The organism is Bradyrhizobium sp. BRP19 (assembly GCF_020194195.1).
GTDB lineage: Bacteria > Pseudomonadota > Alphaproteobacteria > Rhizobiales > Xanthobacteraceae > Bradyrhizobium > Bradyrhizobium yuanmingense.
The window spans coordinates 1-12,668 of record NZ_JADYVZ010000039.1 but is presented as its reverse complement, the minus strand read 5'-3'; the positions used below and the strand labels follow the sequence as shown (position 1 = coordinate 12,668).

7 protein-coding genes and 2 pseudogenes are annotated in these 12,668 nt (G+C 59.9%); 5 read left to right on the top strand and 4 right to left on the bottom strand.

Annotated features, from left to right (window positions below; genetic code table 11):
* The first annotated feature begins 1,310 nt into the window (after window positions 1-1,310).
* From I6F36_RS37850 to I6F36_RS39950, 3 genes are all read left to right on the top strand, one after another.
* On the top strand, window positions 1,311-2,456 hold the full coding sequence (locus I6F36_RS37850) for a pyridoxal phosphate-dependent aminotransferase (RefSeq protein ID WP_225145459.1): 1,146 nt from the start codon (window positions 1,311-1,313) through the stop codon (window positions 2,454-2,456).
* 35 nt (window positions 2,457-2,491) lie between these two features.
* Entirely contained in the window at window positions 2,492-3,340 is an 849-nt protein-coding gene (locus I6F36_RS37845; RefSeq protein WP_225145458.1) for an isocitrate lyase/phosphoenolpyruvate mutase family protein, read from the top strand.
* A 354-nt stretch (window positions 3,341-3,694) separates the two neighbouring features.
* Window positions 3,695-4,048: a LysR family transcriptional regulator gene (locus I6F36_RS39950; protein ID WP_346656710.1), complete on the top strand. Its 354-nt coding sequence runs from the start codon at window positions 3,695-3,697 to the stop codon at window positions 4,046-4,048.
* 825 nt (window positions 4,049-4,873) lie between these two features.
* On the opposite strand, the gene I6F36_RS37835 is transcribed toward I6F36_RS39950, so the two are convergent.
* Window positions 4,874-6,379, bottom strand: a complete 1,506-nt coding sequence (locus I6F36_RS37835) for a porin (protein ID WP_225145495.1) — start codon at window positions 6,377-6,379, stop codon at window positions 4,874-4,876.
* A gap of 885 nt (window positions 6,380-7,264) precedes the next feature.
* Here I6F36_RS37835 and I6F36_RS37830 point away from each other — a divergent pair.
* The gene (locus I6F36_RS37830; RefSeq protein ID WP_225145457.1) at window positions 7,265-7,564 is read left to right on the top strand and encodes a helix-turn-helix domain-containing protein; all 300 of its coding nucleotides are present in this window, start codon (window positions 7,265-7,267) and stop codon (window positions 7,562-7,564) included.
* On the opposite strand, the pseudogene I6F36_RS37825 reads toward I6F36_RS37830, so the two are convergent.
* Window positions 7,522-7,779: pseudogene (locus I6F36_RS37825) on the bottom strand (transposase); the annotation flags it as partial. The gene I6F36_RS37830 and the pseudogene I6F36_RS37825 sit on opposite strands and share 43 nt — an antisense overlap.
* 446 nt (window positions 7,780-8,225) lie before the next feature.
* On the opposite strand from I6F36_RS37825, the gene I6F36_RS37820 reads away from it, so the two are divergent.
* Window positions 8,226-9,173, top strand: coding sequence for a toll/interleukin-1 receptor domain-containing protein (locus tag I6F36_RS37820; RefSeq protein ID WP_225145456.1), 948 nt, complete (start codon window positions 8,226-8,228; stop codon window positions 9,171-9,173).
* Between the two features lie 30 nt (window positions 9,174-9,203).
* Here I6F36_RS37820 and I6F36_RS37815 read toward each other — a convergent pair whose 3' ends face one another.
* Window positions 9,204-9,446 carry a hypothetical protein gene (locus tag I6F36_RS37815; protein ID WP_225145455.1) on the bottom strand — a complete coding sequence of 81 codons (243 nt, stop codon included), beginning with the start codon at window positions 9,444-9,446 and terminating at the stop codon, window positions 9,204-9,206.
* Window positions 9,447-11,408: 1,962 nt separating this feature from the next.
* Window positions 11,409-12,594: pseudogene (locus I6F36_RS37810) on the bottom strand (IS3 family transposase); the annotation flags it as partial.
* Window positions 12,595-12,668: the final 74 nt, after the last annotated feature.

Here is a 12,668-nt window from a genome sequence, read left to right as displayed (position 1 = left end):
GCTTGATATCTCGCAACGCCGAAGCCCACAGCGTCAGCGTATCTTCAACTGACGCGCCACCAATCATCAGATCCCGAATCATGGTCGCCCATGGATTCAGAACCTTCAGGAAGATGCAACTGTAATGCTAGGTTCCAATCGAGCCCTTCCATATCGTCGCGAAAAGTCGCAGCGAACGAGAACCATTGCACTTCTCTCATCTCATCGGCCGCCGATGGTTAGGAGCTTCAAAACCCGGCTTGCTACAGTTGGATGACAGTCAGCGAATACTTCGATGCAAACCAACCAAATATGCGATACATCCCAGACGAGATGTCGAAGGGCGAAGTAACGTGTTCCTTTCTGAGAGATTGGCCGCGAAGAGAGTACGCGCTTGCTGCGAATGGCCCGGGCACATGCTCGTTTAGATCCGGCGCAGCGCCCTATCTCGCTCGAAGCCGATCACCCGCGCAGTCGCAACAATGCACTGTCTACGTCCGTCAGCCCCTCGCCGGGTTGCCGTTGAGGCCCCGCAGACGCTCGTCAACTGCTGAGCGCTGGCTGCTTCGACAAGGTGGATGCGAACTGCTCGCCCGTCACGCCCCATTTACGATTGTTATCCGAGGTTCGTTCAAGATCTCCAATCGTTCCCGTCGAGTGGGATAGAACTGCAAACCAACTCATCAGCTCACCATGGATGTACACGACCACTCGTCATTTGAAGCACAGGTCAATGCGAGCCTTTGCTGATGTCCTTCAGACCATTGGGGCATCTACGACTTGGCGGAATCTGATCGGCCTGGATGCAGCGCAATCGCCACCAGCGGCTTGCGTGCTGCTAGTACGCTCTATCCATCGTTACCCGTTGCTCTAGCCGGGCGCGCCTTCCCGCAGATCCGTCGCGAACATACAGAGCGAGGAACCGAGCCGGCATGCGGTGGTGCAAAAAGATCGATCACGTCGACTGATGGCATTCAAGCCTCAACCGTCGCCGCGCAGACTGTTCACCCGACACGCTTCCGCGGCGGTTCCTCGCCGTACGCAGAGGCGTGGGGCTGACAGGCGGTATCAAGTGCCGAACCGAGGCCGGCGCCCGCGAGCCTTCCATCGCCGTCTGCAGGGTCCGCAGATGCGGCGGGTCCGGCGGAGACGGCAATTAAGCATCGTCACTTTCGATTGTTTCATGTAAAAACCTGATTGTGCGATTGGCTCGACTCTTTGGGAGCGGGTAGGAACTGCCAAGAAATGGTCATTGCAAGTCCGAAGGTCCTCTTATCTTGTCTCTTATTGCAGGGCGCCTCCGCGCCGTCCGCCCCTCTGAAACCAAAGCCATGACAGCGCGTGCCGCCGAACTGCGCGAGCAAGGCATCGATGTGATTACGCTCAGCCAGGGCGAACCGGATTTCGAGACGCCAGCGGCTGTTTGCGAAGCCGGCATCCGGGCAATCCGCGGCGGCCGGACGAAGTACACTGCGGTCGCCGGGATCAAGCCGTTACGTCAAGCGATCCGCGAGAGCTTCAGCCGTGACCACGGGCTCGATTACGCTCTGGACCAGATCACGGTCGGCTGTGGTGCCAAGCAGGTTGTGTTCAACGCGCTCTTTGCCAGCCTCAATCCGGGCGACGAGGTTGTGATCCCGACGCCGTGCTGGGTCTCCTATCCCGATATGGTGGCGCTCGCCGGCGGCAAGCCGGTTCTTGTCGCCTGCGATGAGCTCGATGGTTTCAAGCTCCGTCCCGAGGCGCTGGAGGCAGCGATCACGCCGCAAACTAAGTGGTTGATGCTGAATTCGCCATGCAACCCAACCGGTGCAGTCTACAGCCGAAGCGAGTTGCTTGCGCTCGCCGCGGTGCTGCGGCGACATGCGCAAATTCACGTGCTGTCGGACGACATTTATGAAAAGCTCACCTATGAGGCCGACTTTGCGACCATGGCCGCCGTCGCGCCCGACCTCTATGAGCGCACTTTGACCGTCAACGGCGTGTCCAAGGCCGATGCAATGACTGGATGGCGCGTCGGTTACGGTGCGGGGCCTCTCCCATTGATTAAGGCCATGAACCTCATCCAAGGCCAGACGTCGTCACACACCAGCTCGGTTTCGCAATACGCCGCCATTGAGGCATTGTCTGGCGGACGGGACCATATCGATGAATTCCTGCGCGCCTTTCTGGAGCGCCGCGACCTCGTGATTAGCAAGCTGAACCAGGCCGAGGGCTTATCGTGCCGGGTGCCGGACGGAGCCTTTTACGTTTTTCCCTCCTGCGCGGGCGTCATCGGCAAGCGCACGCCCGGCGGCAAGGTGATCGAAACCGATGCCGATTTCGCCATGTATTTGCTCGACGCATTCGCCGTAGCCGTCGTGCCCGGCAGCGGCTTTATGGCCTCGCCCTATATCCGTATTTCATATGCCTCTTCACTCGAGGACCTCACCCGCGCCTGTGATCGCATCATCGCCGCCTGCGCGGCCCTGTCCTGAAAGATCTGCCGATGCCCCCGGCCAAATGCCTCCGCATGCGCCTATCCGAAACCAGCCTCCTCCACATCATGGCTGCCCATAGTCCTCTTTCAGCTATTCTCGCCGAAGAAGCGGGATTTGATGGCCTGTGGGCCTCCGGCTTCGAGCTGTCGGCGCTTTACGGGCTGGCGGATATGAGCCTGATTTCGATGACGCAGCATCTGGATACGCTGCGGGCGATCGCCGGCCGCACGACGCTGCCAATCATCGCGGACATCGACACGGGCTACGGCAACGCAATCAATGTCATCCATGCTATCGGCGAATATGAGTGCGCCGGCGCCAGCGCCGTCGTCATCGAGGACAAGACTTTTCCAAAGGTCACGAGCCTTGCGGCCGATGGGCGCCAGGAACTGCTGCGGATTGAGGAATTCCAGGGCAAGATCGAGGCTGCCATCGCGACAAGACGGGACCCGGATTTCCTCGTGATCGCGCGCACCGAGGCCTTGATCGCTGGCCTCGGCAAAGCTGAAGCTCTGCAGCGCGCCCACGCCTATGTGGACGCCGGCGCCGACATGATCCTGATCCACTCGAAAAAGCGGGATCCATCCGAGATCGAAAGCTTTTCGCGCGCCTGGACCGGACCGGTGCCGCTGGTGATCGTGCCGAACGCCTATCCAGATCTCGACGCCGAAAGGGTCAAGGCGCTGGGCAATGTCCGTATGATGATCTATGGCAATTACGGTATCCGCGCTGCTGCAACTGCCATGCAGGAGACTTTCCGCCGGATCATTGCTGACGGTGGCGTCCAGAACGTCCACAAGGATATTCTGCCGGTGGAGGAGATTTTCAGGCTCCAGAAGATGCACGAGGTCAACGCCGCTGAAGCTCGCTTCCTTCGCTAAACGCGGTGTTTTGATGCCTCCGCAACTCACGCGATCTTGAGGCAATACTTCGCGACCAAGCACCGTTCAGGCCCCATCCGCAGTTTTGGGACGATTTTGGTAAGACGGCTTTATCCTCCAGCGAGCCGCGTACTATCGACGGCGAGACCAGTGATCACGCCGCCCCAACGGCTGCCATCTGAAAACGCGACCGCCGCCGATCAATCAAATCCGCAAAATCAGATCGTACGAAGCGTACTGAAACGCGACTTTTCCCCTCGACAGACTGTCGACAGGCAGTACTCCGGCTGCACACATCGAAGAGTGTGATGGGGCACTCCTCGTCTCGTCGTTTGGCAATGGCCTGCCCAGCAGATGATGGCTGCCGAACACGATGAAGTGCCCCTCAATGCAATCCGGGCGTTTGTGACCATTGCCCGCGAAGGAAGCGTGACACGCGCAGCCAGGACATCGGGAACGACACAGAGCTCGATCAGCCGCTACCGGGCTGTGCTACAAAACTATCTCGGTACTGACCTTGTGGAACGGTGTCCCCGCCGACGTCCTCCGACGATTTCGACATCTCATTACCCGCGACTCATTGAACCGGCAGACGACTGGGAAATCTATAATGAGGCGATCGTATGCGTCGGCTCTCCAAATCACGTCGCGGGAAGAGCCGTCTCAATCGCGTTCAATGCCACTTCTCAACATCAAGTTTCGGCCTGACATACTGCCGACATGGCTGAGGGCGATGGACCTGATATCGATATGATCACAATTACCTTGCTCTGCCCGCGGTCATAGCCGGCAAATGCCTTCTGGTGGCGCAGAGATTCTTATCGGCGATCTCGTGGCGTCCTGCAGGTGATACTCGGATCGCGCACTCCCAGTGGCATGCAATATGGGCCTATGCAGTCGATCATAGTGGGCAATCCTAAAATTGCCCGCGCCTTTTGCCGGTGGGTCGCTCGGCTCTGCAAGAAGGCCGCAGTTTTGGAAGCAGGCTAACGTCGCAGGGAGCTTATGACTGGGGCGACGGCGTCACTTTCGACTGGCGAAACCGCATCCAGCATCGGCGCGTTCACGCGACCTAGCGCGACATTGCCGCACATGGCGCTCAGGTCCCGTCGATGTCCATCAGATACCAAGCGCGCGACCAATGCGATCGCCGCGCACGACCTGGTCCAGCATCCGACGCGAGCGACGTTGTAAGCATTCGGTGTACCGGGCGAGCATCAATTCGATTGGATGTACGGCGGCATTGACGGTTTCATGCTGCGAACGCTTTCGCGGCGCATGGTAGCGACGCTGCATGCAACGGTTGGCGAGAAGGTACTGTGACAACCTCGATTGGACCACGACACCTTCTGATCCGCTATCTCGAGCGGCAACAATATGCTGAGTGGAGCTTGGTTGTACGGAAGGCGGCCGACGCGCGCGTCGGCCGCCTTCCCAATGATGTTAGCACCGAGCTAGCCGCCCGATCGAGGACGGTCGCCTCGAGCCTTGTGAACTCTTCTGGAGCATATTTCCGCCCGCCGAAGCGACGACCTACCAATTGCGCTGGACGCGCAGGAGCATACTGAACGCGCTCTGGTTCTTGAGTTCATATACTGCGGCAGGTTTGGCGACTGTCGTAACTGCCGGCGCCGCCATAGTGCCAGAATATTTCTGATCGAGGAATGTGGCGAACAGATCCGCGGAGAACGTCAGGTTTCTGACCGGCGTCCAGCGCGTAACCGTGCCGACCGCAGCAATATTGAAGTCGGGGTTGCAGACGCCTTTCAACCCGAGTGCGGCCATGCCAGCGCTGCCGCAAATCTGAGCCTTGGCCGCATCGGTGTAGCGAATAGCGGCCCACCCGCCATAAACCGCAGTGTTCCAATAGGGACCCCAGTTATGAATGTAACCACCGTTGAAGCCGTACGTCGTGGTCAGCTGAAAAGCCGTGCTAGTTGCCGCTGTCGAGCCGGAATAGATGGCATCAGCAACGCCGGCGAAACCAAGGCTCTGATACGCACCGGCTCGGCTAGTGCCCCCGTACATCGCCCACGCGGTCGGGATGTTTTCCTGGATGCTAAAGCTGCTGGCACCCTTGGTGTAAGCGGCCTGCAAATTGATCGTGTCTCCCGCGCCGGTCGGAATATTCTTGATCGATAGCGCCAGCTGACCGGCCCAACCCCACTTATCGTCGGCGTGTCCTGTGACTTCGCTCGCACCATAGTACGCCGCATGGTTGTTGTGCGCCGCGGCCGATGCCTGGAAGAGCCCCCAAGCCTGGTCGATCCGCATCATGCCGACAATATCGGGAGCCACGGTGCCGCCGTAACTCTGCGATCCGTAAGCACCCGTCACGATGCCGGCGGCCGTGGCATTCGTCGTATTCCAGATATTGGTCTGGTAATAGGCCGTTGGATCCTGCGCAGAAACGGTCGCCGTAATCCCCTGACCGAAGTCAGCCGTATAGCTGAGCTGGTTAACACCCGAGGCATCGCCACCGCCGCCCGGCAGACCATCGAAGAAGTTGTTGGCCGGATAGTTGGTCCAAGGAGCGCTGAACTGGGAGACCGCCTTTCCCATCGTAAAGCCCGCGAATTGGATGAAGGCATACCAGATGCTAAGGGTCCCGAGCCCGACGCCATCCCCTGAATACGCTGTTGCGCCCGATCCGGCCGCACTCGTCGAGCCCGTCTTCCAGGTAAAGTTCCCCTCAAAGAAGGTGCGGACCACGCCATATTCGCTTGCTGTACGCGTGTCGATGCTGAGGTCTGCGCGAGACCGAGCGGTGTAGGCATTGCTTAGGCGATTGTGCGCAGCACCGACACCGGAAACCGGGTTCAGAACAAAACTATTGCTGCCCAGCATCACATCGGCGCGAAGGAAACCACCCAGCTTGATGCAGGTGTCCGTGCCTGGGATGTAATAGAATCCGGCACCATACGAGGAGCACACCTTCACGTACTCGATCGCTTTGGCTTTGACTGGAAAATCGGCCGCCTGCACCCCGCCCGAGGCGATCAGGCCTGCCGCTGAAGCCAGCACAACCTTCTTAACAATCGTGGTCGAACAGAGCGCGAGCTCCTCAGCGCTCGCCTTAATCTCGACAGAGGGTGGCTTGCTCTCGGCCACTCCGGTCAACAAGCCCCGACGCTCCTCGCGACGGCGCTGCAACGACCGGAAGGATATTATAGAATAGCGGGTTGGCCCAACCGATCTTAGTCCGAAGATGTCTTTCAGCACCGAAGTTCTCCACTCAAAAGTACGCAAACATAGACCCCTATGTTTCTCACGTAGGAAAATACAAACCCGTCGATATCGGTGTTCGCCCCTGGCGTGCGCGACACCAAGCTAATGAGAAGCGAGCGCGCTACACATCAGGTGCTCGTGCTCGGCGCGACCGGACAACGCCAGCAACTCGCTGCGTGCAGGACATTCTCTGCGTGTTACAAAACGCTCGCCTCCAAACCTCAACTCAGCGCGCGCCACATACGCGGCAAGAAGACGAAATCGGGGCGCACGTGAACTGATCTTGGCGCGACTGCCAAGCAGGCGCGCACGACGCTCCATCGGAGCGCTCGCGATTCGATGAGGAAGCACAATGCCGGCCGTCGACTTGGCTTGCGCAAAGTCGCAAGGATGTATGCTAGCGAACTCAGTTGAACATTCCACGCATCTGTCTCCAGGACCGCGCTCGTTTCGCCGAGGCACTATCGTGTGGAAGCGATGGTCAGGTGACAGGCATCAACTAATGCGATGGACAGCCCTGAATTAGAGATGGGTTTGTTCGGAGGGCTCTAGGGGCTCCTCAAGCGAGGCGATGCCGCCCTTTCCCCGACCAAATGTGTGCGACAGTCCAGCGCCAGCGCAGACTCCGCTCATCCGTATCAGGAACAAACGTGCTGTAATATTTAGGTTTTATCCCGTGTTTTGATGATCTAACAAATGGCTGTTTTGGCGCATGAGAGCTCGTGCGCTGGTAGCCTGAATGTGCGCCGGATCCGCTTGGATCGCGGCATTCCGCAAGAGCAACTCGCTTACGATGCAGGCATCGACAACTCCTATATGAGCTGTCTGGAGCTCGGCAAGGCGAACCCGACGATTGATCTTCTCGAGCTTGCCGCCGAAACATTAGGCGTTCTCCTGTCTGACTTGCTTGTTCGGCCAGAGAAGGGGGCGACAGTTCCGAAGACCTTGCCGTACGCGTCGATTTCGCTGCTCGGCCAGCCGTTGGCGACACGCTGAAGCGTTAGGCTAAGCCAGGCGAACGGATCGACGTTGTTCATTTTGGCCGCCTGCAGCAGGGTTGCGATGATCGCCCAGGTTCGTCCGCCCCCGTCGCTGCTCGCGAAGAGGCTATTCTTTCTTGTAATTGTCTGTGGTCTGATGGCGCGCTCGACGATGTTGGAGTCGAGCTCAATGCGGCCATCGGTCAGGAAGCGTTCGAAGAGGGCACGGCGCACGCACGCCCCCAAAGCTCCCAAAAAGGAATCTCGTTCGCTCAAGCATCTGCCGAACCGCTGCCGGCCCAATTGGCGCCAACGAGGTGGCGAGACCTACGTCAGCACGTGGCGGAGACGCTCGCTGCCCACCTTTGCGCCAGCGGTGAACCCGGCCGATCGATCGTAAACAATCGATCGGACTTGAACTCGGCGTTTGTGCCTCCTATTTGAGGTCAATTCGATAATGACGTTGTTTAAGGAGCTTGCAATGCCGCGGCCGATCACGTGGTCCTGTTTGAATTGCGGAAACCGCTTCAACTCCGAAGAGCTCACGCCCGACGAGGTCCAGGAAGCTAGGCGGCGGAGGCAGCCTTTGTCGAAGATACATTGCCCGAGGTGCAATCGGACGGATCTCAGGCGCGAGAGCTAGATGCTCGGCACTTTCCGAAGCTGGAGTTGATAAGTTGACCACCGTATTTTTCTCATATTCCCACAGGGACGAAGACCTGCGGGACCGGCTGGAGATACATCTCTCTATGCTGAAGAAGCAAGGACTCATCGATGCTTGGCATGATAGGCGCATCAAGGCCGGCGACGAGGTCGATCACAGCATTGACTCCAACCTAAATGCAGCCGGCGTGATCCTTCTGTTGGTTTCACCCGATTTTCTGGCGTCCTCATACTGCTATGACGTCGAGATGCAGCGCGCGATGGAGCGCCACGAGGCCGGCGAGGCCCGGGTGATTCCGGTCATTCTGAGACACTGCGATTGGCACTCCGCGCCGTTCGGCAAGCTTCTGGCTGCACCGAAGGACGGGAAGCCGATCAAAGCATGGTCCGATATCGACGAGGCGTTTCTCGACGTCGTGAAGCAAATCCGAGCCGCCCTGCCCGCCAAGCTGGCCGCTAATTCGAAGGCGTCGAAAGCTTCTCCAGCTCCAATGTCGCCGCCCCTCTCGAACGCCAAACCGCGGTCCAGTAATCTGCGGCTGAAGAAAACGTTCACTGAAGCTGATCGAGATCGCTTCCTTCACGCAAGTTTCGACTTCATGGCTAATTTCTTCGAGGCCTCTTTGGTAGAGTTGGCCGAGCGGAACGAAGGTATCGAAGGCAACTTCCGCCGCATCGATGCCGATCGCTTCACCGCGGCCGTGTACAGGTACGGAAAGGCAATCGCGCGCTGCAAAATCAGCTTCGGCGGGGCATTCGGGCGCGGCATTTTGTTTGCATACAACGATCAGGCAGGCGACGGAACTATGAACGAGAGCCTCTCAGTTGAGGCGGCGGACGACGCTCTCTTTCTGAAGGCTCTCGGCATGGCGTCGTATGGTTCGATGGAAGACCGCAAGCTCTCGCAGGAAGCGGCTGCCGAGTATTACTGGTCCCTGTTCATCGAACCGCTCCAGCGGTAACACGAGTTCAAGGAAATCGCCGCACCGGGCTTAGGCGCCGGCTCCGCTGCTTTTGGCGCCGGGGTCATCGGCGCGCCGGCGATCGACGATCGACATCCCTTCCTCATGGATCAAAACGAAGGCGCCCGCAGCGGCGATCGCTCCGGGGGAGGACGAGTCTTGCTCAGGCGCTCTTCTCGCCCGCTTCCTCCCCGTCGACTCCACCATCTTCCTCCGATGCTCGATCGGGATGAACACCGCAACCAAGGCACAAGCAGCACCGATGGCAAGCATGCCAAGCCTCCGGAGAAGCTCGAGGTCGTTGCACGTAATCGGCGGTATACTGCCGCGCGATGCGTATGGGACGGCGTGGAGGGACAACGGCGAACGCCCGAGGGCAGCATGACCGGATCTCCTCCGGGACCAGGGAGCGTTGGTCCGGCCCGTTCGTGAAATGGGATGACCAGCCCGAGACGGTACCAGCCGCTGTCAAATCCATTATCGGCGCCTCGATGATGACCCGTACCGCTCCGTCGGCTCCCGTGTATGTCTGTCTCGACGTGGCGCTCCAGGAAGACGAGATTGCCCGAGCCCCGGCAGTCGCCCCCCTGAGCCGTTATCCTCAGCCGCGCGAACCCGTCGCCGGCGAAGCCCACGTCAAGAAGCACTTTCGCTGATCTGAGTCGAGCGAGCTTGTTGTGGTCCCGGTCGGCCGTTACGAAAGGGCGGACCAAGCCTGGAAGAACCGCATCACGTTCGTCGAAGCCGTCGGCGCGCGCGTCATCTGCGACTTGAAGTGCGGCGCAGGATTCCCGAGCCCTCATCCGGCATTTTTGGCCGTGCCAGCGCAGTATTTCGGCGCGTCCGCCATTGGAGGCCCTTGAAGCGGTAGATGCTATCGTCAGTCTGGATTGGCCGGATCTTGCCGGAGCTCTCCGTCATCGTCGTGATCTGAGGCGAAACGCCAAGATCATCTCGATTTCTCCCGACGAGCGGCTACACAACGGATAGTCGTTCGATCACTTCGGCTTGCCGGAGCTGACGCTCAAGCTTTCGGTACGCCCGCAATCGTTCGTGTCGTCTGCCGTCGCTCTACTTGGCTATGCGAGCAACGGCGCCACTCCGTCGCCTCGTCCGTTCTCGCACGTCGACATGAAAACGCTCCCCTTGACTGATCTGGCCTTGGCATTCGAAGGCGCCCGCGGGAAGACCCCCATCTGCATCTCGCGCCTGCCCTTCGGTTGACCGGAAGGGCCCACTCGGTTCGACGATCCCTAGCCTTCTTGGGCTACGACGGGGCGGCGGCAGCGGATCAACCCCCAGCATCACAGTAGGCGCGGCGGGACGGGTACGAACGAAAACCTGTGGCGATCAGAAACCCGACTATCGCGGCTCTGCTGGCGGCGACCGATGCGAAGATGGATTCAGAAGCGGCGCTTCCCGGCGCCGTCGACATGTTGCACAACGCTGGCATCTCAACTGCGCGCCTCCCTCCCAGGATTTCGGGGTCAGGCTACAATGGAGCCCAACTCGCGCGAAACTGGGGAAATCCCCGGCAAACTGCCTCGAGGCGCTACCCGCAATCCCCTGCAATTGTGCGCAGGACATGACGGCACCTACGGTCGGTCCCACAGACCTATTCGACGGAATCGTCCATAAAGGGTACGCCTATTTCGCTCCGCCGCCGGCTCGTCCGGAGGATCCGGCCGAGGCTTTGCGGGCAGGCTGCAGTAACCGCGTCAACGGCGCCGGCCACTCTCTCAATGAGCCGAGTGCAAAATACCGTCGTGAGCAGAGGATTCCGGCGCTCGCTGTGCCATCCGGATAGAACGCTCCCGGCCGGGTCGGGTCGTGCTCGCTGAGGCATGACACCAGCAGTGCGGAGCTGGCGGCGTCCTGGCAGTAAAGGTGGCCTGACTTATGGTGCCGGTTCCCGTCAGCGCGTCGACTGAGCATTGAGCGAAGACGCTAACGCGGCTCCAGCTCATTCTAAGCCAGTACGGCAATCTCCTCGTGGCCGGCGAAGGCATCGCTGAGATGGTTCCGTCGGGACATGCCTGTGATTGGGTGGGTTCGATAACGGCCGTTATCAGCAGATTAGAGGCCCTAAGGCTGCGTGCGGAACTACAGCGTGTGCTCATAAACGTCAGCTTGCCAGCGTAAAGCGGAAGTCTCCCACCTTTTGTGTGATCGCGCCTTGGACCCGAAGCCGAAATTGCCGATTGGAGCCCAAGCTGACCTTGCCCCCAAGTTTTATCCAATCCTGAGTTCGCTCCGGCTATTGGATTTGCCCGGTTGGGTGGTGGTAGCGACGGGAGCTGGCGCGGAGCCCTCGGCATAGCGCAGCGCCAGATCCCGCGCGGTTGGCAGGTGACTGCAAACTCGGACGGGGTCTTCCATCCGAGCCGCGAGTGTGGGCGTGCATCGTTGTAATCGGCGCGCCAGCATCCGAGCACGACGCGGGCCTGCGCCAGCGAGGTAAACAGCGTCTCGTTCAACATTTCATCCCGCAGCCGGCCGTTGAAGCTCTCGATGAAGGCATTCTGCATGGGCTTGCCTGGCGCGATGTAGTGCCAGGCGACGCGGCTCTGATCGGCCCATGTCAGGATGGCGTTGCTGGTGAGTTCGGTGCCGTTGTCGCTGACCACCATTTTCGGCTTGCCGCGCTCCATCACCAGCCGGTCCAGCTCCCGCGCCACGCGGGTGCCGGAGAGTGAAGTATCGGCCACCAGCGCCAGGCACTCGCGGGTGCAATCATCGACAACGGTGAGGATACGGAAGCGGCGGCCGTCGGTGAGTTGATCCGACACGAAGTCGAGCGACCAGCGGTCGTTCGGCGCCATCGCCACCGTCATCGGCGCCCGGGTCCCGATCGCCCGCTTGCGGCCGCCACGGCGGCGCACCGCGAGCCGCTCTTCCCGGTACAGCCGGAACAGCTTCTTGTGGTTGACCAGATAGCCCTCCCGCTTGAGCAGCACATGCAGGCGCCGATAGCCGAAACGACGACGTTCCTGGGCGATTGCCCGCATGCGCTGGCGAAGGCCGGCTTCGTCCGCCCGGGTCGTTTGGTATCTCATGGTCATGCGGCAGCAGCCGATGGCTTTACACGCCCGCCGTTCGCTCATCCCGAACGCGCCTCGGAGATGGGCGACAGCTTTCCGCTTGGCCGCGGGCGTCACCATTTCTTTCCCACGAGATCCTTCAAGGCGGCGTTGTCCAGCATGGCGTCGGCCAAAAGGCGCTTCAGCCGTGTGTTCTCGTCCTCCAGGGTCTTCAGCCGCTTGGCCTCCGACACCTCCATTCCACCGAACTTCGCCTTCCATTTGTAGATGCTGGCGTCGCTGACGCCATGCTTGCGGCACAGATCGGCAACCGACACGCCGGCCTCATGCTCCTTCAAAATCCCGATGATCTGCTTCTGTATTCGGTCTGCTTCTGTCAATCCCTTAAGAGCGCGTGCCGCGGGTACCTTGCTTCTGTTCGTGGTCGGCAAAGCCGCCACACGATGGGATTCGG

Coding starts and splice junctions, on each gene's coding strand:
- I6F36_RS37850 (WP_225145459.1), top strand. CDS start 1,311: ATGACAGCGCGTGCCGCCGAACTGCGCGAGCAAGGCATCGATGTGATT.
- I6F36_RS37845 (WP_225145458.1), top strand. CDS start 2,492: ATGCGCCTATCCGAAACCAGCCTCCTCCACATCATGGCTGCCCATAGT.
- I6F36_RS39950 (WP_346656710.1), top strand. CDS start 3,695: ATGATGGCTGCCGAACACGATGAAGTGCCCCTCAATGCAATCCGGGCG.
- I6F36_RS37830 (WP_225145457.1), top strand. CDS start 7,265: ATGGCTGTTTTGGCGCATGAGAGCTCGTGCGCTGGTAGCCTGAATGTG.
- I6F36_RS37815 (WP_225145455.1), bottom strand. CDS start 9,446: ATGCTTGCCATCGGTGCTGCTTGTGCCTTGGTTGCGGTGTTCATCCCG.